This window comes from Nonomuraea sp. 10N515B (genome assembly GCF_052245915.1).
Taxonomy (GTDB): Bacteria; Actinomycetota; Actinomycetes; order Streptosporangiales; family Streptosporangiaceae; genus Nonomuraea.
Genome location: NZ_JBQQBQ010000016.1, coordinates 102,743 through 128,094 on the forward strand (window position 1 = coordinate 102,743; position 25,352 = coordinate 128,094).

25 protein-coding genes and 2 pseudogenes are annotated in these 25,352 nt (G+C 69.1%); 14 read left to right on the plus strand and 13 right to left on the minus strand.

Translation table 11 applies throughout. The features are described 5' to 3' along the window. Nucleotides 1-61 precede the first annotated feature (61 nt). Complete coding sequence (locus ACTWQA_RS25045) at nucleotides 62-1,348, plus strand: FAD-dependent monooxygenase (protein WP_443161523.1); 1,287 nt, start codon at nucleotides 62-64, stop codon at nucleotides 1,346-1,348. Here the strand turns inward: ACTWQA_RS25045 and ACTWQA_RS25050 are convergent. From ACTWQA_RS25050 to ACTWQA_RS25065, 4 genes and pseudogenes are all read right to left on the minus strand, one after another. Then, entirely contained in the window at nucleotides 1,291-1,605 is a 315-nt protein-coding gene (locus ACTWQA_RS25050) for a DUF5605 domain-containing protein (protein ID WP_443161524.1), read from the minus strand. The genes ACTWQA_RS25045 and ACTWQA_RS25050 overlap by 58 nt on opposite strands. Then, a pseudogene (locus tag ACTWQA_RS25055) lies at nucleotides 1,586-2,335 on the minus strand (apiosidase-like domain-containing protein); the annotation flags it as partial. The pseudogene ACTWQA_RS25055 and the gene ACTWQA_RS25050, both read right to left, overlap by 20 nt. A 67-nt stretch (nucleotides 2,336-2,402) precedes the next feature. Then, nucleotides 2,403-2,882 (minus strand): DUF5060 domain-containing protein, encoded by a 480-nt coding sequence (locus ACTWQA_RS25060; RefSeq protein ID WP_443161525.1) that lies wholly within the window; start codon nucleotides 2,880-2,882, stop codon nucleotides 2,403-2,405. Further along, a complete protein-coding gene (locus ACTWQA_RS25065; RefSeq protein WP_443161526.1) occupies nucleotides 2,879-3,196 on the minus strand; it encodes a hypothetical protein in 318 nt (105 codons plus the stop codon). Before ACTWQA_RS25065 ends, ACTWQA_RS25060 begins: the two co-directional genes overlap by 4 nt. A gap of 108 nt (nucleotides 3,197-3,304) precedes the next feature. Here ACTWQA_RS25065 and ACTWQA_RS25070 point away from each other — a divergent pair. Beyond that, nucleotides 3,305-3,726: pseudogene (locus ACTWQA_RS25070) on the plus strand (IS1634 family transposase); the annotation flags it as partial. 154 nt (nucleotides 3,727-3,880) lie between these two features. On the opposite strand, the gene ACTWQA_RS25075 reads toward ACTWQA_RS25070, so the two are convergent. Continuing rightward, nucleotides 3,881-4,540, minus strand: a complete 660-nt coding sequence (locus ACTWQA_RS25075) for a hypothetical protein (protein ID WP_443161527.1) — start codon at nucleotides 4,538-4,540, stop codon at nucleotides 3,881-3,883. A 260-nt stretch (nucleotides 4,541-4,800) separates the two neighbouring features. Next, nucleotides 4,801-6,480: a hypothetical protein gene (locus ACTWQA_RS25080; RefSeq protein ID WP_443161528.1), complete on the minus strand. Its 1,680-nt coding sequence runs from the start codon at nucleotides 6,478-6,480 to the stop codon at nucleotides 4,801-4,803. 242 nt (nucleotides 6,481-6,722) lie between these two features. On the opposite strand from ACTWQA_RS25080, the gene ACTWQA_RS25085 reads away from it, so the two are divergent. Beyond that, nucleotides 6,723-7,460 carry a DUF6081 family protein gene (locus ACTWQA_RS25085; RefSeq protein WP_443161529.1) on the plus strand — a complete coding sequence of 246 codons (738 nt, stop codon included), beginning with the start codon at nucleotides 6,723-6,725 and terminating at the stop codon, nucleotides 7,458-7,460. A 78-nt stretch (nucleotides 7,461-7,538) separates the two neighbouring features. Here the strand turns inward: ACTWQA_RS25085 and ACTWQA_RS25090 are convergent, their stop codons facing one another. From ACTWQA_RS25090 to ACTWQA_RS25110, 5 genes are read right to left on the minus strand one after another with little or no spacing between them, the layout of a single operon-like run. Beyond that, a complete protein-coding gene (locus ACTWQA_RS25090) occupies nucleotides 7,539-8,588 on the minus strand; it encodes an LLM class flavin-dependent oxidoreductase (protein ID WP_443161530.1) in 1,050 nt (349 codons plus the stop codon). Further along, entirely contained in the window at nucleotides 8,585-10,072 is a 1,488-nt protein-coding gene (locus ACTWQA_RS25095) for an APC family permease (RefSeq protein ID WP_443161531.1), read from the minus strand. Before ACTWQA_RS25095 ends, ACTWQA_RS25090 begins: the two co-directional genes overlap by 4 nt. After that, a complete protein-coding gene (locus tag ACTWQA_RS25100) occupies nucleotides 10,056-10,310 on the minus strand; it encodes a hypothetical protein (RefSeq protein WP_305916150.1) in 255 nt (84 codons plus the stop codon). Before ACTWQA_RS25100 ends, ACTWQA_RS25095 begins: the two co-directional genes overlap by 17 nt. Then, a complete protein-coding gene (locus tag ACTWQA_RS25105; RefSeq protein ID WP_443161532.1) occupies nucleotides 10,307-11,806 on the minus strand; it encodes an FAD-binding oxidoreductase in 1,500 nt (499 codons plus the stop codon). The genes ACTWQA_RS25100 and ACTWQA_RS25105 overlap by 4 nt, the downstream gene beginning before the upstream one ends. A gap of 19 nt (nucleotides 11,807-11,825) precedes the next feature. Then, on the minus strand, nucleotides 11,826-13,016 hold the full coding sequence (locus tag ACTWQA_RS25110; RefSeq protein ID WP_443161533.1) for a (Fe-S)-binding protein: 1,191 nt from the start codon (nucleotides 13,014-13,016) through the stop codon (nucleotides 11,826-11,828). A 68-nt stretch (nucleotides 13,017-13,084) separates the two neighbouring features. Between ACTWQA_RS25110 and ACTWQA_RS25115 the strand changes: the two genes are divergently transcribed. The 8 genes from ACTWQA_RS25115 (at nucleotide 13,085) to ACTWQA_RS25150 (ending at nucleotide 19,076) form a co-directional block, all read left to right on the plus strand. Further along, nucleotides 13,085-13,837: a FadR/GntR family transcriptional regulator gene (locus ACTWQA_RS25115; protein WP_443161534.1), complete on the plus strand. Its 753-nt coding sequence runs from the start codon at nucleotides 13,085-13,087 to the stop codon at nucleotides 13,835-13,837. Nucleotides 13,838-13,847: 10 nt separating this feature from the next. Next, a complete protein-coding gene (locus ACTWQA_RS25120; protein ID WP_327583719.1) occupies nucleotides 13,848-14,555 on the plus strand; it encodes a PDC sensor domain-containing protein in 708 nt (235 codons plus the stop codon). A 15-nt stretch (nucleotides 14,556-14,570) separates the two neighbouring features. Further along, on the plus strand, nucleotides 14,571-14,981 hold the full coding sequence (locus tag ACTWQA_RS25125) for an NAD(+)/NADH kinase (protein ID WP_443161535.1): 411 nt from the start codon (nucleotides 14,571-14,573) through the stop codon (nucleotides 14,979-14,981). Further along, nucleotides 14,948-15,373, plus strand: a complete 426-nt coding sequence (locus ACTWQA_RS25130) for a hypothetical protein (RefSeq protein WP_443161536.1) — start codon at nucleotides 14,948-14,950, stop codon at nucleotides 15,371-15,373. Before ACTWQA_RS25125 ends, ACTWQA_RS25130 begins: the two co-directional genes overlap by 34 nt. A gap of 76 nt (nucleotides 15,374-15,449) precedes the next feature. Beyond that, nucleotides 15,450-16,487: a hypothetical protein gene (locus tag ACTWQA_RS25135; protein WP_443161537.1), complete on the plus strand. Its 1,038-nt coding sequence runs from the start codon at nucleotides 15,450-15,452 to the stop codon at nucleotides 16,485-16,487. 154 nt (nucleotides 16,488-16,641) lie between these two features. Beyond that, on the plus strand, nucleotides 16,642-17,055 hold the full coding sequence (locus ACTWQA_RS25140; protein ID WP_443161538.1) for a ribonuclease domain-containing protein: 414 nt from the start codon (nucleotides 16,642-16,644) through the stop codon (nucleotides 17,053-17,055). Nucleotides 17,056-17,062: 7 nt separating this feature from the next. Then, nucleotides 17,063-17,434, plus strand: a complete 372-nt coding sequence (locus ACTWQA_RS25145) for a barstar family protein (protein WP_443161539.1) — start codon at nucleotides 17,063-17,065, stop codon at nucleotides 17,432-17,434. Nucleotides 17,435-17,612: 178 nt separating this feature from the next. Then, the gene (locus ACTWQA_RS25150) at nucleotides 17,613-19,076 is read left to right on the plus strand and encodes a family 43 glycosylhydrolase (protein ID WP_443161540.1); all 1,464 of its coding nucleotides are present in this window, start codon (nucleotides 17,613-17,615) and stop codon (nucleotides 19,074-19,076) included. An 18-nt stretch (nucleotides 19,077-19,094) separates the two neighbouring features. Here the strand turns inward: ACTWQA_RS25150 and ACTWQA_RS25155 are convergent, their stop codons facing one another. After that, the gene (locus ACTWQA_RS25155; RefSeq protein ID WP_443161541.1) at nucleotides 19,095-19,523 is read right to left on the minus strand and encodes a MarR family winged helix-turn-helix transcriptional regulator; all 429 of its coding nucleotides are present in this window, start codon (nucleotides 19,521-19,523) and stop codon (nucleotides 19,095-19,097) included. Nucleotides 19,524-19,579: 56 nt separating this feature from the next. On the opposite strand from ACTWQA_RS25155, the gene ACTWQA_RS25160 reads away from it, so the two are divergent. Continuing rightward, complete coding sequence (locus tag ACTWQA_RS25160) at nucleotides 19,580-19,912, plus strand: antibiotic biosynthesis monooxygenase family protein (RefSeq protein WP_443161542.1); 333 nt, start codon at nucleotides 19,580-19,582, stop codon at nucleotides 19,910-19,912. Between the two features lie 269 nt (nucleotides 19,913-20,181). Further along, complete coding sequence (locus ACTWQA_RS25165) at nucleotides 20,182-22,779, plus strand: hypothetical protein (protein ID WP_443161543.1); 2,598 nt, start codon at nucleotides 20,182-20,184, stop codon at nucleotides 22,777-22,779. A gap of 95 nt (nucleotides 22,780-22,874) precedes the next feature. Here ACTWQA_RS25165 and ACTWQA_RS25170 read toward each other — a convergent pair whose 3' ends face one another. After that, nucleotides 22,875-23,342: a MarR family winged helix-turn-helix transcriptional regulator gene (locus ACTWQA_RS25170; RefSeq protein WP_443161544.1), complete on the minus strand. Its 468-nt coding sequence runs from the start codon at nucleotides 23,340-23,342 to the stop codon at nucleotides 22,875-22,877. Between the two features lie 435 nt (nucleotides 23,343-23,777). On the opposite strand from ACTWQA_RS25170, the gene ACTWQA_RS25175 reads away from it, so the two are divergent. After that, nucleotides 23,778-25,343 (plus strand): hypothetical protein, encoded by a 1,566-nt coding sequence (locus tag ACTWQA_RS25175; RefSeq protein ID WP_443161545.1) that lies wholly within the window; start codon nucleotides 23,778-23,780, stop codon nucleotides 25,341-25,343. Nucleotides 25,344-25,352: the final 9 nt, after the last annotated feature.

Consider the following 25,352-nt stretch of genomic DNA (forward strand, 5'->3'; position numbering starts at 1 on the left):
CCTAACAGGCATGTTCATTGGATGAACATGCCTGTCCGCTGGAGCGGCGCAGTGGTGCACCATGACGCCATCGGCGTGCCGGGCAGGCGCGGTGGCCACGGCGGAAGCGGAGTGCGAGCGGATGGTCGGCGCAGGGGTGAAGAACCTACGGATCGCGATCCTGGGAGGCGGGATCGGCGGACTCGCGGCCGGCGCCTTCCTTCGTCGTGAAGGGATCTCCGCCACCATCTACGAACAGGCGTCGCAGCTGAAGGAGGTGGGTGCGGGGCTGGTGGTGGCGCCGAACGCGGCCCGATTGCTCCGCCGGCTCGGTGTCCTCGACGACTTCCTGCACCATGCCGTACGACTCGAGATCGGCTGGGAGTTCCGCCGCTGGCAGGACGGCACGGTGCTGTCCGCCGAAGACCTCGCCGCGGCCTGCGAGCAGCTGTACGGCGAGCACACCTACACCGCGCATCGTGCCGACCTCCTGCACGTCCTGAGATCAGCCGTCCCCGACAGCGGCATTCGCCTCGGCAAGCGGTGCGTCGATCTCACCACCCGCGGCGACGGCCGGCCGGTGCTGCGCTTCGCCGACGGCGAGATCGTCGAGCCGGACGTCGTGATCGGAGCGGACGGGATCCACTCCGTCGTGCGCAGCACGATCGCCGAATCCTCGCCGGCCGCCTACTCCGGAATCTGCGCCTTCCGCGCCCTCGTGCCGTCCGAGCGTGCCCCGGCCTTCTCCCGGCGCAACGCCCAGACACTCTGGATCGGGCCCGGCCACCATCTGGTGCACTACCCCGTCTCGGCGGGACGGTTCGTGAACCTCGTCGCGTTCGCTCCCGCCGGGGACGACGCCGTCGAGTCCTGGACCGCGACCGCGACGGTGGAGGAGTTCCTGGCCGAGTTCGAAGGCTGGGATCCGCGGCTCACCGAGCTCATCCAGGCGGGTGGGACGCCCGGACGGTGGGCCCTGCTGGACCGGGCACCGCTGCGGCGGTGGAGCAAGGGCGCGGTGACCCTCCTCGGCGACGCGGCCCACCCGATGTTCCCCTTCTTCGGGCAGGGGGCGGCCCAGGCCATCGAGGACGCCGCCGTGCTCGCCCGCTGCCTCGCCGACGAACCGGGCGACCCCTCCCAAGCTCTGCGGCGGTACGAGACGCTGCGGATCCCCCGGACCCGCAGGTTGCAGGAAGTGAGCCACGCGCGGGCGCTCATCAACCACCTGCCCGACGGGCCGGAACAACAGGCCCGCGACAAGTCCTTCGCCGACGCGGACCCCTTGGTGGCGAACGGCTGGATCTACGCCTACGACCTGGACGAAGCCCCGGAAGGGTCCGCCGCGACGAGCCGGAGCGCCATGTAGGAGCGCGCCGGCAGGGGGACCCGGAAGCTGCCCGAGTAGGTGCCGGGCAGCGTTTCGACCGTCATGTTCCACGTGTCGATCACGTCGACCGTCCAGACCGTGCCGGGCTCCATCGTGATATCGCGGGAGGACGGCCGGTCGAAGCCGAAGTAGGCGATCCGATCCGGGCTCGAGCCGACGAGTTCGCCGCCCTTCGACCACCACAGCTCTTCGCTTGCCCCATCCTTGGTCGATGTCGCCTTCGTAGGCCCACTCATCGATGACGACGGGTTTGCCCCACTGCTCACGCCACTGGTCGGTGTTCTCGGCGGTGCGGTAGACGTCGATGCGCTGCACACTCGCGTGGGTGACCCACGGCCGGCCGTAATCGTAGAAGCCGAAGCAGTTGTGGATCGAGAACAGGTGCCCGACCGGGTCCTCCTCGACGAGGATCGCGGCCAACCGCTCCCAGTCGTCGGCGGTCTTCGAGGACAGCAGGTCGTATTCCTTCGCGAGCGACCACCAGACATTCGGCAATGCCGACAATCTCCGGACCACGTAGCAGAGGTAGCGGTCGTCCGCGGCGGTGCCCATGTCGGAGAAGCCCCAGCGATCGTAGGCATGAAACAGGATGACATCGGCTTCGACGCCGATCGCCGCAAGATCCGCGATCCGACGCTCGAAAGCGCGGAAGTAGGCGGGGTTGAAGCGCGTGAAGTCCCACCCGCCGTCGCCGTCCGGCTCGAACGGATAAAGCGGAGGCTCGTTGGCGTTGAAGAGATACGACTTCGGGAAGATCCCCATCCGGATCTTGGTGAAGGGCGAGCCGGCAAGCGTACGCAAGGTCTGTTCCTGCAGCGCTTCACTCTGGTGCGTCCAGGCGTACGCGGTCGTGCCGAGCGGCAGATGAGGCGTGCCGTCCGCGTGCGCGAAGTGATGGGGGCCGGCCGCCTGGACCGGCCCGGCCGGTGCCGGCCGACGCGGTGAGCTCCACGGTGATGCCGTCAAGCGAGGGCGTGGTCGCTTCCGTCGTGACGACCCAGCGTCCGGCCTGGTCGGGCAGCAGCCGGATGCGCTAGATGCCGCCGCCGTCGTAGAAGCCGCCGAGCCAGCGTGCCGACCCGTCGGGGGCGGTCACGCGTGCGTGCACCTCGACGTCGACGAACGGATTGCCGTGGCTCGGTACGGCGAGTGCGAGCTCCCAGGTCGCCCACACCTCGCCCGCGGCGGGTGCGGAGATCACTTCGGCCGAACCGCGAGGCGTGCCGGCCGGCTCGCAGCAGGGATCCGGCGCGATCGCCGGCGGATCGGAGCGTACGTGTGGGTCACCGGCATCGAGTGCGGCAAGCTCGCGCCACAGGTCGTCGAGCTGTGCGGACGTGAGCCGGGCGTACGGGCCGGCGGCCGTGATGTCGCCGAGGAAACGCCGGCGCAACTGTATGAGCAGCGGCGAGTTCACGACCCCGGGCAACGCGCGCCGGATGATGCCGCAGGCCTCGGCGTGGTCGAGGAGGTCGGCGAGCGGAGTGTGCGGCCCGAATCCCCGGTCGTTCATGCCATGCCTCCCTCACCGTGTCTTATGTCAGCGCGCACGTTTCCGGTGACCTGTTGGTAGCGCTCACTGAAGAAGTCGTGCGCGGGGTGCTCCAGGTCGACTCCTTCCTGGACCAGCGCCGAGTACAGCTCCACGAGGCCGGGCACCTCGCTGTTGTGCCGGACGATGCGGGTGATGCGCGGTCCGGCGGCGTGGCTGTTGGGGAAGGAGGCGGTGTCGCGTTCGCCGTTCACGGCGATCAATTCCAGGGCGGCGTCGAGAATCACCTCCTCACGTGCTGCTGTGGTCCCGACCGGCAGAAAGGCCAGGACCACAGGCGGAGGATCAAGCGATGGGGCAAGTGATACCGAGTTGCTCGCCGGTGCGGCCGTCAGGGCAGACAGGAACCGTAACCATTCGGACTTCCGGGCCACGGTTGAGGCATCGACGCCGCGAAGGTCGAGACCGAGGCGAACCTGGACGGCAAGTACCTGCTGCGCTGCTCCGATCCCAAGCTGACGGCCGAGGACATCGCGGTTGGCTACAAGCAATTGCTGGAGGTCGAGCGAGGCTGGCGAGACATGAAGCAGGTCATCGACCTGCGCCCGGTCTATCACCGGCTGGAGGAACGCATCCGTGCTGGCTGGCGCTGCTGCTGATCCGCATCATCGAGACCACCACCGACGCCACCTGGAACCGCATCCACGACGAGTTCGACCTGCTCACCGTGGCGACCTTCACCGGCCCGACCGGCACCTTCCGCCAGCGCGCCGAACTGAGCAAGCCCCAGCGCGACATCCTGGCCAAACTCGACATCCCGACCTCGAAGAAGATCATCGAGGCTACCCCCGCCGCAGACGCCTGACCAGGCACAACATCTGCGCCTAGTGACACGCCGCATCAGCGTGCCCGCAAGCGTTTCCGCAGCTCACACCCCTGATTCATGTGCTTTTCTCGCTACACATCTGCGGAACGCAGGCATGACGAGCAGACTTCAGAGTGCTAATCGCGGGACGGGCCTATACGGTGCCTTCGACGTACGCACGCAGGGCACCAGCCAGCTCATATTGGCTAACCTCCTGGACAATTTCGCCTACATTCCCGTTGATCATCACTGTCGAACCGGGACACTGACTGTAGCCCTTGGCCTTGAATGTGGTGACCGGCCTGGCTGTTCTGGCTTCGTACACAAGAAACGTGTAGGAAGCTGCGACCAGCGGCACTTTGACGTATTGCGGATGCGTGAACGAGCACTCCCCTACCACGCCGAGCTTCTCAGCTTCGTATTGGCATACAACGAGTTGGACCTTGGACCGGTCGCCATTCGGCGGTTCCCAGTCGTCGGGCAGGATGTCGTCCTGCGGAAGCGGGTCTGTCCACTCTTCTGTCGGATACGTGCCGCCTCTCTTGACCAGTAGAACGGGGTGCGGCCCCTTGCCCTGATAGGGGGCTGCCCTATCGGCATATATGGAGTTCTCCCGTGGCGCACCATTACTTGCTTCTGGGCATGGATCGGCCGAGGGACGCGCGACAAAGGAGAACATCCCGTATGCCACGCTCGCGGCAAGGATGGAAACGATGATGATCGCCCAAGTCTGGGAACGAGCATGCCGCATCAACGCCTCCAGGGGAACTTCGGCCGCACGGTGCGCCACACACTGCTGGCGCTCTGTCACCAAGAGATGCACCACTTTACCCGGACCAGTCCTCCTTTGATCAGGCCTAAGGCGGCCCTGTTGATGCCACACGCCGCACCACACGAGGACACGCGGCGGCTGTTCCATGCGAACGGACCAGCTGCAGCATCTCCCCTCACCAGCCTCGATGGCTGAGGCACTTCGTCTTTGACCTTGACACCGACGTCACGTGCGTCGGCGTGCGGCTGCCCGTACTGGCCCGGAACGGGCCTAGCGAGCCCTCCAGCCGGGCACATGCTGCGTCACGGTGTGGCCCTCGTTGGGGTGTCCTGCGCGGCTGCGGTGCTCGCCGGGGCCGTCTGCGTGGTGGCGCCCTTAGGCCGCACCGTGCTGCCGGGGTAGCGCTTGGCGACGGCCTTGGCCGTGTGCTCCGACGTGCTGGTGTAGACGACCCGGTCGTCGACGACGACCTCGTGCTGCTGCCGGTTCTTGCCGCATCCGCATCCCATGGTCACTGTCCCCCGTTCACTCGGGCCGCCGGGCTGGCGGCTACTTCGGCCCGGGCCGGCGCCACGCTTTCGGCCAGCCGAGCGATTTCCGCGCGCACGACCGCGCGGCGTTCCATCTCGTCGACGACCGCCGCGGCGAGCAGCGCCAGCTCGCCGCCCCGGCGCGGCTCTTCCCCCGGCCTGGCCGGTGCGGCGGCGATCAGCGCCATGTTGGCCCGGTCGATGACCGCCGAGGCCGCCAGGCGGGAGGGGTGCCCGGGCACCGGCACCGACAGGACGGCGCGCAGGCTCCAGCGGCCGGACGGGAGCTGCCGCAGGTGGTAGGACGGGCTGGCAGGCGGCGAACACCATCCGGTCCCACTCGGACAGCCACGGCGCCGCGGCTCCGCTGAACCACATGCCCCCGTCGTTCATGCCTACGGTGACGATGCCGGCAACGGTGCGGGTGTCGTCGAACTGACACGCCGAGGTTTCGCACTCGGCGCCGTCGCGGTGATGGCCCACGTTCATGGTCATTGCGCCGACGATGATGATGCTGCTGCTGCCGTCGTCGAGCTTGAAGCGGGCGCGCAGGAACGTGGAGAAGTCGATCTCGCCCAGGGACTCGACGGTGAGCTTGCGGCCGGGGAACGCCTCGTGTGGCACGCCGCGCCGTGCCACCCATCCGTAGATGCGTCCGTCGCGGACGTGCACGCCGCCGGAGTCCGGCGACAACTCCTCCGGGGTCGGCTCGCGGAACCAGCTCGCGGGCATCGGCGGCAGATTCTGGAACTCCTGCCATGCGCTGGCTTCGAGGTCGTCCATGCCGTCATAGCGGTCCCACGGCGCGACGATCGAGGGGTCCTCGTAGAACTCCGCCATCCGCTCGTACAAATCCCCCAGGCGCTCGCGCAACTGCTCCTGCTCAGGCTCGGGGATGTCGACGCCGCCCCGTGCCCCCTGCAGGGCGCCGGCTGCGGCGAACACCCCGGCAGCGACGATCTTCAGCCGCTCGGTGCCGTCGACGCTGAACACGTCTGCCACCCCGAGCTTGTAGGCGGCGAGCGTGCCAGGGTCGGCGTCGGGGTCCCTCCAGAGGAACGCCTTGGCGAGCCGGTCGGCGTCCACCCGGCCATCGTCGCCGGTCGCCCACGCCAGGACGCGGGAGGCAGACTTGTCGCCGTTCCAGGCCGTGTCGCGGTCCTCATGCAGCGGCAGGGCGAGGTCGCCGGACATGGCGGCCGCGAGCTCCGGCGCGGTCTCCGGGAGGGTGGACGTGCCGACGTACAGGCCGCGAGACAGGCGGCGGATGTGCCCGGCCGTGGCGGCGCGGGTGAGGTAGCCGCGCGCGGTGGAGATGGATATGGACAGGGCGTCGGCGACGCCGGCGGCCGCGACCGGGACGGGGCTGCCGGAGACGTAGGCGATGACCTCACGCATCCGCCCGGCCGGTGGATCGTCGCAGGCAGCCGTGACGTCGACCGGGTCGAGCACGATCCGCGCCTGCGCGAACGCCGGTACCGCGATTTCCCGGCGCTTCGCTCGCCCTCCTCATAGGGCCGGGCTCTCATAGGGCCAGGGGCGCGACGGCGTGGGCGCTTCCCTGTCGGGCACCGCGCGTCCGGACGCGCCGAACTCGGCCAGCAGGGTGATCTGGGTGTCGAGGAACACGTGCCGTCACGTCCGCGTGCCGCCGGGCATCTTCCTAAGAGACGCGTGAACAAAGGAGACGCATCATGGCGACGGATCGCGACGGCTTCGTCACATACGACGAGCTCAGGGGGCCGGACCTCGACGCTGCGCGCTGGAGCCCGGCACGCCTGCCCCTCTCGACCGGCGGCGAGCACATCCCGCTTGACCCCGACGCGGAACTGACCGTCGGCGAGGGTGAGGTGCGGGTGACGATTCCGCGCTTCTCGCTGTCGCACGACACGTTCCAGCCCGCCGACAGCGCCAAATACCTCATCTTCTCGACGCGCCAGTTCGAGCTGCCGCCGCATGGGCCCGCGACGTTCGCCGCCGACCTCGCGGTCGAGAACATCGGCGGCGAGCCCGGGGACTACCGTCGGGGCATGGCGGCCTTCCACGCTTTTGATTTCGACAGTAAGCGTGTGTTCGCCGTCTGCGGCACGTCCTCGCGCGTGCTCGCGCTGCACGAGCAGTTGGGCTCGTGGGGGGCGGAGGAGCCGTTCTATCACGTGGTCGAGTCGCCGTACGAGGACTTCGACGACGACTTCGCCACCCGGCTGCGCACGTGCGAGATCACGCTCGACAGGAGCAGCTCGACGGCGGTCTGGCGCGTTGACGGCCACATGGTGTACATGGCGCACGGCACCTTCGTCCCCGAACGCGTTCGCCTCGGGTTCGGGATCTGGACGATGCTGCCGATCCGGGACGGTCGCAGTCGCTCGCTCGACGGGCAGGGCATGGACGCGCGGTGGCGCCGGTTCCGTGTACGCGGGGTCGGCGCATGAGCCGGCCGAGGAGGGGTACGGCGTCGCCCGCCGTACCCCTGGCGGTCAGGCCGCGAAGGCGGGCATGACCCGCCGCGGTCAGGCGAACGCGGGCATGATCTGGTCGTGGATCAGCCCGAGCTGGCTGTCCACATCCGCCACCTCGGGCAGCTCCCGCCCCATGAACTGCTTGACCAACGTCGCGTCGGTGATGGCCAGGATCATGTGGTTGACGCCCGACGGCTCGATCTCGCGCTTGATCTTGGCCACGCACTCCTCCGGCGTGCCGGCGATGGACAGCCGCTCCCCCAGCTCCGGCGTGGTCAGCTCGATCGCCCTGGCCAGGTCGCCGGCGCCGAGGGCGTCGACGATCGGCTTCATCGCGTTCGGGTCGACGCCGTTGCGTTCGAGCTGCTCGGCGGGCATGGACGAGGCGTAGAGGCCGACCATGCTGCGGGCGGCCTCCTTCGCCACGGCCGAGTCCGGGCCGGTGGCGAAGACGACCCAGGCGCCGATGTCCATCGACGAGGCGTCCTTGCCCGCCTTCTCCGCGCCGGCCCTGAAGTGCTGGACGAGGTAGTCGTAGGCCTCGCGGGTGTAGCTGAGCGCGTGGTGCACGCCATCGGACAGCTCGCCGGCCGCCTGGAAGGAGCGCGGTCCGCGCATCGCGCCGAGCTTGACCGGCACGCGGTCCTGCACGGGGCGGGCAAAGGTGAACAGGCCGCTGTACTTGAAGAACTCGCCGTCGAAGGTGATCGCGCCGTCGTCCAGCAGCGTGCGCACCACGTGCGCCGCCTCCTTCACGCGCGACAGCGGCTTGGTGACCGTCCAGTCGATGTTGTACTGCGCGAGCAGCCCGAAGTTGCCGCTGGACAGCACGACCTCGGCGCGCCCGTCGCTGAGCTCGTCGAGCGTGGCGGCCGCCTGGGCGATCAGGGACGGCTCGCGCAGCACCACCGACGACACGCTGGGCCCGAACCTGATGCGGGACGTCTGCTGCGCCGCGGCGGCGAACAGCAGCCACAGGTCCTTGTGCCAGGTCTCGTCGGCCGCGTAGCAGGCGTGGAAGCCGAGCTCGTCGGCCAGGCGAATGGACGCCAGCGACTCGCGCAGCGGGTAGTCGGGCAGCATCACGTAACTGAACTTCATCGTGCGACCTCCTGAGGGATGGCGTCGCCCGAAGGGGCGTCGCCCTTGTCGTACGGTCTGGCGAGCAACAGGTAGACCAGCCCGGCGGCGACCACCACCAGCCCGGACAGCGCCACCAGGTAGTTGTCGTACCAGGGGGCGTCGGGCGTCCTCGGCCAGGCCATGTTGAGGATGGCGAGCACCCCGTAGACCAGCGCGGCCACGTTGACGGCCAGGCCCGCGCGGCCCAGCGTGAACGGCCCGGACGGGCGCCAGCCGCGCAGCCTGGCCCGCAACGCCGCCAGCACCACCATCTGGAAGCCCAGGTAGATGCCGAGCACCGCGAATGAAATGATCTTGATGAGGGCGTCTTCCGACACGATGGACCCGAGCACGACCAGTGCGGGCACGACGGCGGCGACCAGGAGCGCGTTCGGCGGGATGCGCCTGGCCCGGGAGAACCTCCTGAGCGCGCCGCTGCCGGCGATCATGTCGTCACGGGCGTAGGCGTACAGCAGCCGGCTCGCCGCCGCCTGCAGGCTGAGCGCGCACGACAGGAACGACAGCAGCACCACGCCGAGCACGACCTTGAGGCCGGTGGCGCCGAAGGCGGTGGTCAGCACGTTCGTGACGGGGTCGGCGTCGGCCCCGGAGACGACGGCGGCGAAGTCGGGCACCGCGAGCAGCAGCGCCAGGCAGACGAACGTCGCCGCCGCACCGCCCACGTAGATGGTCATGCGCATGGCCTTGGGGATGCGCCGGGTCGGGTCGGGCACCTCCTCGGCCACGTCACCGCATGCCTCGAAGCCGTAGTACTGAAATATCCCGATAAGCCCGGCGGCCAGGAACGCGATGAAATATCCGGACTCCGACCCCGCGCCGAACGAGTCGAACAGCACCCCGAGCCCATGGTGCCGCTGGGTGAGCAGCAGCCACCCGCCCACGGCCAGCGCCCCGATCAGCTCGGCGGCGAACCCGATGATCGCCGCCACCGCCAGGGCCCTGGTCCCGGCCAGGTTGATGGCCAGCGCCACGGCCAGGATGATCAGCGCGCACAGGATCGTGTTCCCCGTACCCACCTCGATCCCGAGAAATGCGGATAAGTACGGCCCCGCCCCGTACGCCACGCTCGCGATCGTCACCAGCAGCGCGACCAGGTACACCCAGCCCGTCATCCAGGCCCACCGCCGCCCGCACAGCCGTCTGGCCCAGGGGTAGATGCCGCCGGTCAGCGGATACTGCGAGACGATCTCGCCGAAGACCAGCGCCACCAGGAACTGCCCGGCGCCCACGATGACCAGGCTCCAGATCATCGGCGGGCCGCCGACGGCCAGCGACGAGGCGAACAGCGTGTAGATCCCGACCACGGGAGACAGGTACGTGAAGCCGAGGGAGAAGTTGGCCCACAGGCTCATGTCCCTGCGGAACTCGGAGGTATAGCCGAGGTCGGCCAGCCGGGCGTCGTCCGCCGGGCCGCTCAGTGGAGCGTCATTCGTCGAGGTCATGGAGGAGCTCCTCGCCGGAGATCACTTTGTCCGCGAAGTGCCGATGCATCCAGGCCAGATGGTCGGCTCGGGACCGGACCAGGCGCAGCGTGTCCCAGTTGGGGAAGGTCTGCTGCGTCACGTGGTCGGTCATGAGGCCGGGCTCGACCTCGAAGACGTGCTCGAACCGGGTGATCGCGACGTCGGTCACCCGCTGAGCCGGTGGCGGCGACATCTCCTCCTGATAGCGATATTTCACGATTTCTCCGCGTATGCCTGATCGAGCAGGTACTTGCCGGGGTTCATGATGTTGTTCGGGTCGATGGCCCGTTTGATGTCGAGCATCACGTCGTACCCGCCACCGAGCTCGACGGGCACCAGGTCCACCTCGCCCTCGCGGCAGGAGCCGTGGCAGGCGCTGATCGAGCCGCCGTGCGCCAGCGTCACGGCGGCGAGGTCGCGCTTGGCCCGTACCCACGCCGCCCAGGCGATGTCGTCGAGCCGCTGCTCCCAGATGCCGATGTCGATCTCGGTGAGGTAGTCGGCACCGGTCGCGCCGTTGGTGTAGGCGAACATGCCCCAGTCGTCGAACACGTCGCTTTCCCGCCTGAGCCGGTCGGCGATCTCGTGCCAGGCCAGCCGTACGGCGGGCAGGTTCGTGTAGTTGATCGAGGCGTCCTCGCAGTGCCAGCTCATCGGGACGACCTGGCCCGACCGGGTGCGGCCGTGCAGCGGCGTGGCGTACCTGTCGTGCCGGGCCGCCCAGTCGCCCTCGGAGATCTCGTCGCCCAGGTAGCGGGCGCCGAGCGAGCGGGCGATGCGCAGCAGCCTCTTGCCGCCGGCCCTGACCTCGTCCTCGTAGCCGTACAGGGCGGCGCACACCAGCGCCTTCACCGACGACGGCTGCGGGATGTAGGCCTCGTCGTCGCGCCGCAGGTAGTCGACCTTCCACTCGTCGAACAGCACCGCCCCGGCGAACGTGGCCACGCCCGCCCGCGCCAGCGCCCCGACCGCGCGGTAGGCCGTGTCGTAGTCCTCGAACGCCCAGAACGGCGAGAACTCCGCCTCCGGCTTCGGATACAGCTTCAGGGTCGCCTCGGTGGCGATGCCGAGCGTGCCCTGATGCCCCATGAACAGGTGCTTGAGCTGGTACCCGCTGGAGCTCTTGGTGATCTTCCGCCCGATGCCGTCGCCGACGTGGATGACCCGGCCCGTCGGCAGCACGTGGTCGAAGCTGAGCACCAGGTCGCGGGTGTGGCCGTAGCGGGAGCCGATGAGCGACCAGCCGCTGGTGCCGATCCGGCCGCCGACGAGCGAGCACGGGTAGGACGCCGGATCGTCCGGATAGATCAGGCCGTGGCGGGCGAGCACCTCGTTGAGCTTGAGCGCGTTGATGCCGGTGCCGACCGTGCAGGTGCGGTTGTCGAGGTCGATCTCCTTGATCTGGTTGATCCGCTTGACGTCCACGACGATGCCGCCGCGCAGCGGCACCGCGCCGTCGGTCAGCCCGGTGCCGCCGTCGCGCGGCACGACCGGGATCCGCAGGCTGTTGGCCAGCCGGAGCACCTCCGCGACCTCCTCCGTGGAGGCCGGCAGCACGACCAGGTCGGGCATGCGCTCCGCCCAGCGGTGCACGGGGAACGGCGCGGGCACGCGTGCCCGGTTGAGCCGGTCGGCCTTGCCGGTCAGCACGTGCTCGGGGCCGAGGATCTGCCGGAGCTCCTCGAGTACGGGGTCGCCGAGCAGGACGGTCATGACGCCACCTCCGGCGCGCTCATGGGGCCACCCCCAGCGACTCGGCCAGCAGCTCGTGCAGGTCCACGACGTCGATCGAGCGCGCCCGGCCGGCCTCCGACAACGGCCGCTCCGACCACGGGCAGGCGCTGACCAGCGTGTCCACGCCCAGCTCCGCCGCCTTCTCGACCCGGTTCTCGCTGATCTTCGCGGTCAGCTCCGGCTTCTCGACGGGCAGCCCGCCGCCCCCGCCCGAGCAGTACGACCACTGCGTCACCCGGTCCACGTCGTGGAAGGTCAAGCCGGGGATCGCCCGCAGGATCTCCCGCGGTTCCCGCCAGACACCCTTGCGCTTGTTGAGCCGGCACGGGTCGTGGTAGGTCACCGTACGCTCGACCGGGACGTGCGGCGTCAGCCTGCCCTCCCTGATGAGCTCCGCCAGCAGCTCCACGACCAGCACGACCTCGATGTCGTAGGCGTCGCCGAAGTACTTCGGATAGTCCTCGGTGAAGGTGATGTAGTCGTGCGGGTCGAGCACCAGCACCCGCCGCACCCCGGCGGCCCGCCAGTCGTCCAGGTTGTGCTGGGCGAACCTGCGTGCCTGCTCCTCGTAGCCCATCTCGGCCGCCGGGCCGCCGCAGCACCACTGCTCGTTCATCAGCCCGAACTTGTAGCCGGCGAGATTGAGGATCCGCGCCACCGAGCGCGGCACCGACGTGCGGGAGAAGGCCGCTTCGCAGTCGACGAACAAGATGGTCTCCCCGCCGATCGGCAGGTCCAGCCCATCGGCCCAGTCGCGGACCCGCGCCTGGTCGACGGGGATGCCGTTCAGCACCGGCTCGTGCCTGCGCTCGTCGGTGAGCAGGTTCCAGCGCTGCCAGCCCGGCTGGTGCACGCCCTGCGAGACGGCGAGCCCGCGCACGGCCTTGACCAGGTCGACCGTACGGGTGCGGAAACGGTAGAAGTCGCCGGTGAACAATGAGTTGGGGCAGCGCAGCTCGCACGCGCCGCATCCGGTGCAGTTGACGTAGTCGGCCGCGACGTCCGCGACCTCGAGCTCCCCCTTCTCCATCGCCACGACGTTGGCGTGGAAGGCGGTGGGACTCCAGGACTCGTTCCGCGTGACCTGCATGACCGGGCAGACCTCGCGGCAGAACTTGTGACCTGAGGAGAAACAGTTGTAGGCGGCGTTGCGCCACTCCTCCGCGAACCTCTTCTCGGGATCCGGCATGTGGCCTCCCTAGGTGGGTTGCGCTTAAAACTATGAGTTCATATTTCAAAAGGCAATATGCTCTCCCTATGAATCAGCGCGCGGGGGCGCTCCCCACGGCGGCGGTCTTCGCCCCGGTCGATGACGGCTCCGGCCGGGTGGAGGTCGTGGTGCGCCGGCTGGCCGAGGCGATCGCGCTCGGCCTGATCGCCGACGGCGACCAGCTCCCCGCCGAGCTGGAGCTGGCCAACGCGCTCAACGTCTCCACCGTGACGCTGCGCGCGGCCCTGGCCGCCCTGCGCGAGCGCGGTCTGGTCGAGACCCGCAGAGGGCGCGGCGGCGGCACGTTCGTGCTCGCGCCCGCCGACCCGTCCACCGCCCGGCTGCGGCGCCGCCTGCGCGAGCTCAGCACCTCGGAGCTGCGCGAGATCGGCGACTACCGCTCCGCGATCGCGGGCACCGCCGCCCGGCTGGCCGCCCTGCGGGCCTCCGCCGACAACGTCGCGCGCCTGCGCCAGGTCCTCGCTCGCCTCGACGCGGCCACCTCCGTGGGCGAGCGCCGCCGCGCCGACGGCCGTTTCCACATCGAGGTCGCCGCCGCCGCCCAGTCCGTACGGCTGACGCGCGCCGAGATCGACATCCAGGCCGAGGTGGGCGAGCTGCTCTGGCTCCCGTACGGGGAGGCCGTCGACCCGCAGGACGTCGTGCGCAGTCACACCCAGGTGATCGACGCCATCGAGGCCCGCGACCCGGCCCGAGCCAGGTCGCTCACCGAGGAACACATCGACAAGGGGATAGAGCGTCTGATGGAGTTTCATTGGCGGCTCGTCGCATCCGAGTGAGGAGGCAACGATGAGCGATCGGCACGTCGGTCAGGTGGCGGAGCGGGTCCACACGATCGTCGCGGACATCTTCAGCTCGTTGGATCGCATGCTGGCGAGCGTCGCGGCCTGCTATCGCGCCTCCGGCTCCTTCGCCTGCGCCGACCTGGCCGCGGTCCGGCCGGAGATCTTCGCCTGCCTGAGCAGGACGCACGAGGTGGTGGCGGGGGCCGGCGTCATCGTCGCGCCCGGCGTGCTGGCCGACCGCCGGCGGTGGCTGGAGTGGTGGCAGGCGCCGCCCGAACAGGATCCGATCTTCCTCGACGTGGACCTCGACCCGGAGAGCCTCGACTTCTACGACTACACGGCCGCCGAATGGTTCGCCGTGCCCGAGCGCACCCGCCGCCGCCACATCGTCGGCCCGTACGTCGACTACGGCGGCACCGACACCTACATGCTGACGTTCACCGCGCCCGCCGAGGTGGACGGCCGCTTCCTCGGCGTGGTGGGCGCCGACGTGCGGGCGGCCAGGTTCGAGGCGCTGCTGCTCGGCGTGCTGGCCGCCAGCCCCACGCAGATCACGCTGGTCAACGCCGAGGGTAGGGTGGTGGCGACCAACTCACCGCGGTTGCCCGCCGGCTCCCTGCTCCTGGATCCGGGGTCGGACCGGCTCCCGTTGCCCGAGTTGCCCTGGAGCATCGTCACATCCGCCAGGGACCGGGCGATCAGCCCCCTGTAGGGTAGAGGCCTTTTCGTGAAGAGCTCGGCCAGCCGGCCGCACCGCACTCTGGGGCTGGTGGTGCACCCGGACCGGCCGGTCCGGGACTCCGTACAGGTGATCACCCGGTTCGCACGGCGCATCGGGGCCACCGTCATCGCCCGCCGGTGCGACGCCGAGCGGGTGGACGGCGTGATCAGCCTCGGCGGCGACGGCACCATGCTGGGCGCGATGCGCCTGGTGGTCGGCCGCCAGGTGCCGGTGCTCGGCGTCAACCACGGCCACCTGGGCTTCCTCATCGAGGTCACTCCGTCGGAGCTGGAGCCGGCCCTCGAGCGCCTGACCGAGGGCCGCTTCACGCTCGAGCCCACAGCTGCCTGGATGCGGGCGACTTCACCGCGTTCAACGACATCGTGGTCGCCTCGGCCGAGCCGCTGTCGAGCCTGACGCTCGACCTCGAGGTCAACGGGCTGCGGCACGGCTACTACCGGGGCGACGCGGTGATCGTCTGCACGCCGACGGGCTCAACGGCTTACAACTACGCCGCGGGCGGCCCCGTCATCTCGCCGTCCACCCCGGCCGTTGCCCTCACCCCCGTGGCACCGATGTCCAGCATCAGCCGCTCCGTCATCCTGGGCAAGGACGACCACATCGTCCTGCGCAACCCGTCCGACAACGTGCCGCTGATCTTCTCCGTGGACGGCACCCCCGCCGACCCACTGCAGCCGGGGGCCGACCTGTCGATAATGCTGCGTACCGATGCCGTGGACGCGCCTCCGCCAGGCACGCACGGACTAGCGCAGGCCTGGAGGCCCGCTCATCCTGACTTTCCACGGTGAAAGTCAGTCAAACGGGCAGCCATCGAAGGGCCGTATCGGCAAGAATCGGCGGAGACCGAAATCAAGGAGGTTCTCCGTGCGCGCAGTCCTCGCCGCCGTGCTCGCGACGCTCACCCTGTTGGCCACTGGAGTCGGTTCGGCCAGCGCCGCACCACGCCGGTCGGCCTTACCTGGTGGAAAGGCCAACTTTGTGATCAGCCAGGGCTTCTTGCGCGCCGGGTCCACGCAGAACTGGGTGCGTCTGGGTACATACCAGTTCAAGGCCAACGGCACCGTCAGCGCGAGCACCTACCTCTGGTGGCAGCGCAACCCCGAGGGAAGACAGGCCACCGGTGTCGTCCCCGATTCCAGCTGCTCGACCAAGGCAGGCGGCTCCAGCTCACGCGTACGCGCCTGCGACGTGCTGACTGCCGGCGGTTTCACAGGCGCCCCGGACGAATCCCGTACCGGGACCTACAGCATGGCCGGCAACGTGGTGAGCATCAGATGGAAGATCGCTCAGACCTGGACCGAGAAGTGGCGCGTGCAGCTGTCGCCTGACGGCAAGCTCGCCCGGCTGCAGTTCGCGGCCGGCACCCTGGCCACCCACGGATACGGCTACGGAAGCAACGCCTCGCTCGCCACTCGCCGCGCCATGAGCTCCGTACGGACCTTCGCCGGAGCGCTCAGACAGGACTTGGTCTCCTGGTCGGGCCAGCGCATCGTGAATTCCGCCAACCAGCCGTTCAAGCCGGGCGCCTTCCGCGGCTGCGCCACCACGACCTCGTGCCTGACCTACCTGCAGCCGTCCTCCGCGAACGCCTGCCAGAAGAGCGGCGGCTGTCCCAACGTCGGCGGCGGCACCAAGGCGAACATCAGCTCCATCCAGTACTACCTCGTCAAAATCTCCAACCACGATCGCCGCGACACCATGTGGCACTGGTGCACCTGTCTGGCCATGGAACGAAAGCAGTTCTGCTACTCGGGCAACTCGCACATGAAGCCGCTGCTGCAGATCATCGACGACAGCGGCGCCTTCCGCGGCTGGGTCGGCGCCGAGGCGTCCTTCTACCCCGGGTCCGGGACCAGGGCCAAAGACATGATGGCCGTATTCCGGATCATCGACTTCCGCTGACGCGTCCGCGCGTTCAGGTTCACCGCCACATACAGCAAGGGGAAGCCAAAGCGACCATCCGCGAAGTGTTCATGAGTCCTTTGCGGTCTTTGTCGTTATTCGACACGACAAACGGTGATCATTGCAGTGTCCGTCGCACCCACGAGGAGGCTACGTGCACACACCGCGACGCTCCCAACCGTCCTGGGCGGTAAGGCTTACCGTCGTCCTCACCGCCATCACGTCCCTCACCGGCCTGGTCGGCATCACCCCCGCCAACGCCGCGGTCTACAGCTCCTGCACCATCTCGCGGTGCGCCGACGCGCGCACCGCCAAATCGATCTGGGCTTCCAAGGGGTACCCCACCACCAGAAACTGGTATTCGTGGCCGGACGGCAGGTACAACTTCGCCGGCGGACGCTTCTACAACCGCGAGGGCCAGCTCCCCAGCGGCGCCACCTACTATGAGTACGACGTGTACTCCCGGTCGATGGGTGCCGCGCGTGACGCCTACCGGATCGTCGTCAACCGCAGCACCGGCGTGGCGTGGTTCTCGCCCAACCACTACACCGACTTCTACCGACTCTAGGAACCTCATGGCCTCCACCGCACGTCCGCTGCCGCACTGGCTGACGGTGTCCACCGGCCCGGCACCGGCAGTGGTGGATGGGCGGGCCTGCCGGACCCGCGCCGCCTTCTTCGAGGAGGTGGCGCGGGCTCTGCGCTTCCCCGACTACTTCGGCCGCAATTGGGACGCGCTCACCGACTGCCTGCGCGATGCCGGCGCCGTCGCCCTGATCGTGGAGCACGCCGAGGACCTGCTCAGCGCCGAACCTCCCGAGCAGTTCGACACCTTGCTGGCCGTCCTCTCCGACGCCGCCGCCGGGGACGGGCTGACCGTGACTCTGTGCACCGACCCCGACCATGAGACTCCGCTCCGGCAACGGGCCGCCGCCGCACTGACGTGAAACTTTCAACCCATCCGTGCGCCCAGCCTGCCGGAGGCGCCGGCGCACGCTTGCGATAGCCCTGGAACTCCTTGACCGGCCGTGGTGTTCGCGCTGACACTAAGCGCACATCTTCCGTAGTCAACTGTCAGCGCCACCTGTCAGGAAGCATGTTAGCGCTAACATCAAGGAGTGCTCCATGAAGAGACGCACCGCCCCTCTCTTAGGACCCGGCCGCCGCCTCAGAAACACTGCCATCGCGGTCGTCGCGACGCTGCTCATGGTGTGCCAGTCGCTCGTGGCCGCAGCCCCGGCGACCGCCGCGACCATCGACACCAACGCCTCCTACGTGCTGGTCAACCGGCACAGCGGCAAGGCCATGGACGTCTATAACCGCGCCACCTCCGACGGCGCCCCCATCGTCCAGTGGGCCCGCAACGACGGCGCCTGGCAGCAGTGGCAGTTCGTCGACTCCGGCGGCGGCTACTACCGCCTGCGCTCGCGCCACAGCGGCAAGGTCCTCGACGTCTCCAACCGCTCTGCCGCCGATGGCGCGAACATCGTCCAGTGGAGCGACCTCAATGGCACCAACCAGCAGTTCCGCGTCGTCGACACCGACAATGGGTTCGTCAAGCTGATCAATCGCAACAGCGGCAAGGCCCTGGAGGTGTGGGAGTGGTCCACCGCCGACGGCGGCCGCCTGTCGCGGTACACCGACCTCAACGGCGCCAACCAGCAGTGGCAGCTCTTCAAGCTAGGCGATTCCACCACACCGCCGCCTGCCTACCCCAATCCCGGGTACATCACCGGCGACGTCAATGTCCACGACCCCGAGGTGACCAAGACCCCGGGCGGCACCTATCTGCTGGCTCACACCGGTGACGGCATCCCGCTGAAGACCTCGGCCGACCGGACGGCCTGGCGGAATGCCGGATCGGCGTTCCCGGGCGGCGTCCCGTGGGCCCATCCGTACACGGATGGAGGCAACACGCTGTGGGCGCCGGACATCACCTATGTCAACGGCCGCTACTCCATGTACTACTCGGCCTCCACGTTCGGTTCCAACCGCTCGGCGATCTTCCTGGCCACCAGCTCGACGGGCGCGTCCGGATCGTGGACCAACCAGGGCCTGGTGATCGAATCGCGCACCTCGGACAACTTCAACGCGATCGACCCCAACCTGGTCATCGACGATCAAGGCCGCTGGTGGCTGAACTTCGGCTCCTTCTGGTCCGGCATCAAAATGGTCCAGCTCGACCCCGCCACCGGCAAGCGCATCGACTCCACCATCCGCAGCATCGCCGGCCGGGGCGGCGGCGCGATCGAGGCGCCCTCCATCTTCCGCCGTGGCGGCTACTACTACCTGCTGGTCTCCTTCGACCTGTGCTGCCGCGGCGCCTCCAGCACCTACCGCATCATGGTCGGCCGTTCCACGTCGATCACCGGCACGTACGTCGACCGCAACGGGACGGCGATGACCTCCGGCGGCGGCACGCAGATCCTGGCCGGGCATGGAAGCATCCACGGCCCTGGCCACCAGGCCGTCCTGCCCGACAACGACGGAGACGTGCTCTTCTATCACTGGTACGCCGACGACGGTTCGTCCCGGCTCGGCATCAATAAGCTCGGCTGGGACGCCGCAGGCTGGCCTTTCGTCTACTGACCCACCTTGGGCTGAGCGTCACGTCAGGTTGTGGGCGCAGGCGGTAAGCAGGGAGGCCAGCTTGTGCACCTCCCCGGAGGGAAACCCGGTGATCAGGCGTTCCTCTACGTCGAGCACGATGGCGTCGGCCTGATCGAGGACGGTCCGGCCGGCCGCGGTGAGGGTGATCGGCAGGGCACGGCCCGTGGTCGGCCGGGCGGCGACGGAGGCCAGCCCGGCAGCCGTGAGTCCGCTGAGCACGTCCCGTAGCGACTGACGGGTGACGAAGGTGCGGCGGGCGAGCTCGGCGGCCGGGGCCCCGGGGGCGTCGGCCAGCGCCCGCAGCACCGCGTATTGGGACATGGACAGGCCCAGCTCCCGCAGGCGTTCCTCGCAGGAGCGGCGGAAGGCCTGGTCGACCTGCTTGATCAGGTAACCGATGCGGCGGCTCACACCCTCTTGACTCATGACAGGAACCTTACACATAATCGGACATGTAAGGAACCTGACATAGGGAGGACGTCATGACCGCCACGACCACCATCACCGCCGACGCCCCGATCGCCACACTGATCAACGTCTTCACCGTCCAGGCCTGCCGCCAGCAGCAGCTGGTCGACCTGCTGGTGCGCGCCACCGAGGAGGTGATGCAGCATCTGCCCGGATTCATCGCCGCCAACATCCACGCCAGCACCGACGGCACCCGCGTGGTCAACTACGCGCAGTGGCAGTCCGCGGACGCCTTCCACGCCATGCTCGGCAACCCTGACGCCCAGGTGCACATGCGCGAGGCCGCCGCCATCGCCGACCAGTTCGACCCCCACCTGCACACCGTCGAATCCGTGCACCACAGCTGACCGCGACCCGGCCCTCGTCTCACGCAGACCTGGGCCGTCGCGCCTGCTCGGGCACAAGTCCGCCGCACAGCCACCGTCGCACTCCTGAAATCCGCGCGTAACGATCCCGCAAAGGCCCCTTCCCCGGGGAGCGTGTGACCGCTCACACTTACGCTCATGCATGTGACCGGTCACACCAGCGATTTGGGGGCCGGTCCGAGTCAGCGGCGCCCCCTCGGGTCGCACCCCCCAGCCGGGCCGAACAGCCCGGCACCCAGGAGAGGACAGTCATGCACCGACATCGGTTGTTCCGGCATGCCGGCACGGCGGCCGCCCTGGCGACGCTCGCCGCCCTGACCGCCACCCCAGCCACCGCAGCCGCCGCCCTCGACGTGGTCGCCGTGGATTTCGCACAGCGCACCGGTCCCGTCCACGGCGGTGCGACCGGCATGTTGTACGGCCTGTCGGACCCCGGCGTACCGGGAGATTCCCTCCTCGCCGGCGCCCGGCCGCGCACCATCGCGCAGAAGGCCCCAGACGGCGACCAGCATCCCAACGGCGACGCGCTCGTGGTCGCGGACGGCTTCTTCGCCGCCGGAGGCGAGGAGGTCGTCATCTACATGCAGGACGTCTACAGCCAGTGGCCCTATGAGAACCGCGGCATCGACGACTATCTGGCGAAGGTCGACACGATGGTGCGCAAGGTCGTCCGGGATCGGCCACGAGACAAGGACAAGTTCGTCTGGGTGCCGTTCAACGAGCCCGACGGGATCTGGTACCAGAACTGGGCGGCGCTGAAGCAGAAGTTCTTCGACGACTGGAAGCTGGTGTTCGAGCGCATCCGGTCGATCGACCCTGACGCCAGGATCGTCGGTCCCAACGAGGCGGCCTACAACCCCGGCCGGCTGCGCGACTTCCTCACCTGGGCCAAGGACGCGAGCTGCGCCGGCGGGAACTGCCTGCCGGACATCATGGCCTGGCACGAGCTGCAGCGCGACAAGCTCGCCTCCTACCGCGGCCACTATGAGCACTACCGCGCGATGGAGCGCGAGCTCGGCATCGGCCCGCTGCCGATCAACATCGACGAGTACGGCAACCGGCGTGACATGTCCGTCCCAGGCCAGATGATCCAGTGGATCTCCCTGTTCGAGGACACCAAGGTCGACGCCGACATGGCGTATTGGACCTACGCCGGCAACCTCGACGACCACGCGGTGCGCACCCGCCAGGCCAACGGCGGCTGGTGGCTGCTCAAGTGGTACGCGGACCTGACCGGGGAGACGGTCGGGGCGACACCGCCCCAGCTGAACGTCGCCGACACGGTCCAGGCCGTCGCGGCGATCGACGAGTCCGCACGGCGCGGCACCATCCTGGTCGGCGGCGGCTCGGAGCCCGTGCAGCTCGACATCTCCGGGCTCGACCCCGCGGTCTTCGGCAAGCAGGTCGACGTCGTGGTGTCCAGGACCACCTGGACCGGGTACGAGGGCGACGCGCTCAAGCCGCCGGTCACCGCCACCAGGCGCGCCACCGTGTCCGGGGGCGAGCTGCGGGTGGACCTGCCCGGCGGGGACGTGATGGCCGCCTACCGGGTCACCATCGTGCCCGCGAGCGGCGCTGAGCCTGAGCCCGACGCGCCATGGACGGTCTCGGTCGAGGCGGAGTCCGCCGCGCTCACCTCCGCACAGGCCTTCAACCAGGACACGACGGCGAACCCCCAGCTGTACGCGACCTCCGGCAGGCGGGACGTCGGCGCCATGAACCGGGTCGACTCGGCCGTGACGTTCCCCGTCACCGTGCCCCGCGACGGCCGCTACCGGCTGGGCATCTACCAGGGCGCGAACAAGGTGCCGGGCAGGCACGCGCTGTTCGTGGACGGCAAGCTGAACCAGATCGTGCAGTATTCGGCGAACCTCGGCTGGACCTACCGCGGGCGCACCGACGTGGACGTCGAGCTGACCGCCGGCACCCACGAGCTGTCCGTGCGCACCAGCGCCGACGGCGCGAGCCGGCTGCCCGGCAGCGACATCACGCTGGACAGGTTCGACCTCACCGAGGTGACCGGGGCCGAGCGCGCGGCCTACTCCGCCGACGAGGCGCGGCTGTCCGGCGGCGCGCGGATCACCCGCGAGGCGAAGGGCCCCGCCATCGCGCTCGGCGGCGACGCACTGGCCACGTTCTTCGTGGCCGCGAGCGAGGACGGCTACTACGACCTGACGCTCGCCTACCGGGCGGCCGGCGCCGGCGAGCTGCCGGTCCGAATCGACGGGCGCGCCATCCGCGGCCTGCGGGCGACGCACCCCGGCGAGGGCTCCTCACGGGCCCGGGTGTACCTCCCGGCCGGCATCTCCACGATCGACGTGAGCGGCCCGGCCCGGCTCGAGCTGCGCGAGCTCACCACGGTACGGGTGGCGCAGGCGGACGCGGCCGTCCACCGGATCGAGGCCGAGCAGGCGACGCGCGCCGGAACCGTGAACGTGGTCAACGTACCCGCCACGAGCGGGTCGAACGCCTCCGCGGGCGCGTACGTCGGCAACATCGGAAACGGCCCGGGCAACACGCTCACCCTCCCCCGCCCGGACGGGTTCGGCCCCGGCGAGTACGTCCTGGTGGTGCACTACGCCAACGCCGACACGAACACCGGCCACCCGTACAACACCGACGTCATCAGCCGTTTCCTCGACATCAGCGAGACCGGCGGCACGACGACGCGCGGCGTGTTCCGGCACAACTACGCCTGGGACAACTTCTGGCCGCAGGCGACGCCCCTCACGCTCACCACGGGCGCGGGCGCGATCGTCCTCGGCAACGCGGCGGCGTACGGACCGGATGTCGACCGGCTCGAGCTCGCTCGTCTCGTCCTCGAGACCGACAACAGATCACGCGGCTGACGCCACCACGACCCGCCGCACCCCGTGCGGCGGGTCCGCCACTCGCGCAGGTCACCCCGGCTCCGGTCCGGACGTTGAGGACCGCGGCGAGAGCGTCACGGTGACACGGTGTCGAGTTGTTCGAGGATGCGGTGGGAGATCCGCCCGAGGGCGGCGAGCTCGTCCGGGCTGAGGGCGTCGATGACCAGGCGGCGGACCATGGCCACATGCTGGGGGGCGGCGGCTTCGATGACGTGGCGGCCGGCGGGCGTGATGACGACGAAGGCGCCGCGGGCGTCCTCCGGGCATTCCTCCCGGGCCACCAGGCCGCGTTTGCACATTCTCGCGATCTGGTGGGACAGCCGGCTTTGCTCCCACTCCACCGTCTTGGCCAGCTCCTGGAATCGCTGCCGGCCCTCCGGAACGTCGGTGAGCGCCACCAGGATCTCGAAGTCGGCGCCGGACAGCTTGGAGTGCGCCTGCAAGTCCCGGCCCAACCTGGCGAAGAGCTTCTGGTGCAGGCGGACGAAGGCACGCCAGGCGTGCTGCTCGGCCGGGTCCAGCCATTGGGGTGCGTCGCTCATACGCTAATAGTCTACCCAGGAGCTTGACATGTCATGCATCCTTCGGGACGGCACTGTCGGTCAGCTCCTTTACCCGCTCGGCGGGCCCCACGACCCCGGGGGTCTCGAGGAACCAGCGGAACGCCTCCGATGCGCGACCGGCGACTCCCCTCCCGGGCACACCACCTCGTCGATCGACATCCCGCATGACCCGCCGCGTTCGTCGCCGGCGCGCTCATCGGCGTGGCCGCCGACTGACTCCACCGCGGATGCCCACGCACACCAGCGGAGGTGGCCACCCTGACCTGGCCGCTCCTCGGGAGCCTTTACCAGCTCGAAGCAGGCACGCCGGCCTGCCGGCAGGAGAGCCGCCCAGGGTCGTAGGTTGCCGTCATGATGCCAGCACAGACATTGGCGAGCTTTCCGAACGACATAAGCGCCGGCACCGTCCTGCTCATGGCAGGCCGCCGCGACGACGGGCCGCAGCCGGTGGTCGAGCTCATCGAGCATCACCGGTCACCGGATCCCGCCCGCTCGCATGATCACCGCAAGGTCGCCGTCCCGCTCACCGCGCTCGATGTCGCGGTGCCGTACTTCGAGCAGAAGCTCGGCGGCTCACGCAAGCCGCACGCGGGCAGCCTGGCGGACCGGCTGATCGCCTGCTGGGCCGTTCTGTCCGGCCGGGACAAGCCGCGCGAGCTCAACGAGGTCACGGGGTTCTACAGCTGCGACACCGTCACCCTGGTGGCCGCCTGGTGCACCGAGGCGGGTGTGTTCCATGAAGTGATGCGGGACTGGAACGGCGCGACGCTACGGCGCATCCGCCGTCATGTCCTCTTGCGGGTACGGCCGGAGGCCGGCGGCGGCCACAGCCGCCATCTCGTCCTGGAGATCAGCGACAGGGACGGGCAGGGAATCTCGGTGGAATTCCTCGAGTCGTACAAGATCTCCGGGCCTGAGAACCAGGCTTCTCCGCACACAGTCAGGGTGGACTGCGAGAGGCTGGATCCGCTCGTCGGGATGCTCGAGGCTCGTCTGGGCCGCTCGCGTGCCGGGAGTCTGGAACACCGCCTGGTCGACGCCTTCGCGATGTTGATCGAGCGCGGCGAATTAGGCGATCACCTGCCGTTCCGCCAAAACCGTGACCGGGTACACGCCTGGTGCGACGAGGCCGGCCTGGTCTGCCGCCTGGACGGACCGCGCCGCCGCCACGACCTGTTCCGTACGCACGACCTCCCGGGCGGGGGCACGCTGTTCCTCAGCGTCGACATCCAGACCGTCGACGGCCGGCCCAGGATCGAGTTCGGCCAGATGTACTTCCCCCCTGATCGGCGTGAGGAGGGCACGCCGATCCGCAGCAGCGTCATCGCTCCGCTGACGTCCCTGGACACGCTGGTCGCGTTCTTTCAACGGCGGCTGGACCTGCCTGCGGAGCCCGGCACGGAGGACCGCCTGTTCGACTGCTTCACCGCCCTGGCGGAACGCGGTGACCTGGGCGCCTCGCCGGGGGAAGGGCGCTCGCCCCAGGACAACGCCGATCAGGTCGCGACATGGTGCGCCGCGGCCGGGGTGCCGTACGAGACGCGGGGCGAACGTGCCCACACCCTGCTCAAGACCTACCGGGAACGGACCGACTGTCTCTTCACGTTGAGCGTGTCGCTGGACTCCCGGGTCGCGGGCACGCCTGTCGTCCGGCTGACCGCGCTCCGATTCCACGAGCACTACGATTACCTGTCTCGCGCGGGAGATGCGGGGCGGGAGTACGCCTACAGCGTCGCGCTGACGCACGTCCCCGCGGAGCCGCTCGCCGCGGCCTTGGAGCGACGGCTCGGAGTGCAGGTGCAGGAGTGGGACCCCGACGAGCGGCTGATCGCCTGCCTGACCGCCTTGGTGGAACGCGGTGAGCTGAACGCGGACCTGCCGTTGAAGGCCAACCGGGACCGGGTCGCCGCCCTTTTCGGAGATCTTGGTGAGATCGGTGGCGAGGTCACCACCGATTCATGGAGCTGGTTCAACGGCTGAACCGCGGGC

Bases quoted from the DNA above. Each gene is read 5' to 3' on its own strand.
- ACTWQA_RS25045 (WP_443161523.1), top strand. From the start codon at position 62: ATGACGCCATCGGCGTGCCGGGCAGGCGCGGTGGCCACGGCGGAAGCG.
- ACTWQA_RS25050 (WP_443161524.1), bottom strand. From the start codon at position 1,605: ATGAGTGGGCCTACGAAGGCGACATCGACCAAGGATGGGGCAAGCGAA.
- ACTWQA_RS25060 (WP_443161525.1), bottom strand. From the start codon at position 2,882: ATGAACGACCGGGGATTCGGGCCGCACACTCCGCTCGCCGACCTCCTC.
- ACTWQA_RS25085 (WP_443161529.1), top strand. From the start codon at position 6,723: ATGGCGACGGATCGCGACGGCTTCGTCACATACGACGAGCTCAGGGGG.
- ACTWQA_RS25090 (WP_443161530.1), bottom strand. From the start codon at position 8,588: ATGAAGTTCAGTTACGTGATGCTGCCCGACTACCCGCTGCGCGAGTCG.
- ACTWQA_RS25095 (WP_443161531.1), bottom strand. From the start codon at position 10,072: ATGACCTCGACGAATGACGCTCCACTGAGCGGCCCGGCGGACGACGCC.
- ACTWQA_RS25105 (WP_443161532.1), bottom strand. From the start codon at position 11,806: ATGACCGTCCTGCTCGGCGACCCCGTACTCGAGGAGCTCCGGCAGATC.
- ACTWQA_RS25110 (WP_443161533.1), bottom strand. From the start codon at position 13,016: ATGCCGGATCCCGAGAAGAGGTTCGCGGAGGAGTGGCGCAACGCCGCC.
- ACTWQA_RS25115 (WP_443161534.1), top strand. From the start codon at position 13,085: ATGAATCAGCGCGCGGGGGCGCTCCCCACGGCGGCGGTCTTCGCCCCG.
- ACTWQA_RS25120 (WP_327583719.1), top strand. From the start codon at position 13,848: ATGAGCGATCGGCACGTCGGTCAGGTGGCGGAGCGGGTCCACACGATC.
- ACTWQA_RS25145 (WP_443161539.1), top strand. From the start codon at position 17,063: ATGGCCTCCACCGCACGTCCGCTGCCGCACTGGCTGACGGTGTCCACC.
- ACTWQA_RS25150 (WP_443161540.1), top strand. From the start codon at position 17,613: ATGAAGAGACGCACCGCCCCTCTCTTAGGACCCGGCCGCCGCCTCAGA.
- ACTWQA_RS25155 (WP_443161541.1), bottom strand. From the start codon at position 19,523: ATGAGTCAAGAGGGTGTGAGCCGCCGCATCGGTTACCTGATCAAGCAG.
- ACTWQA_RS25160 (WP_443161542.1), top strand. From the start codon at position 19,580: ATGACCGCCACGACCACCATCACCGCCGACGCCCCGATCGCCACACTG.
- ACTWQA_RS25165 (WP_443161543.1), top strand. From the start codon at position 20,182: ATGCACCGACATCGGTTGTTCCGGCATGCCGGCACGGCGGCCGCCCTG.
- ACTWQA_RS25170 (WP_443161544.1), bottom strand. From the start codon at position 23,342: ATGAGCGACGCACCCCAATGGCTGGACCCGGCCGAGCAGCACGCCTGG.
- ACTWQA_RS25175 (WP_443161545.1), top strand. From the start codon at position 23,778: ATGGCAGGCCGCCGCGACGACGGGCCGCAGCCGGTGGTCGAGCTCATC.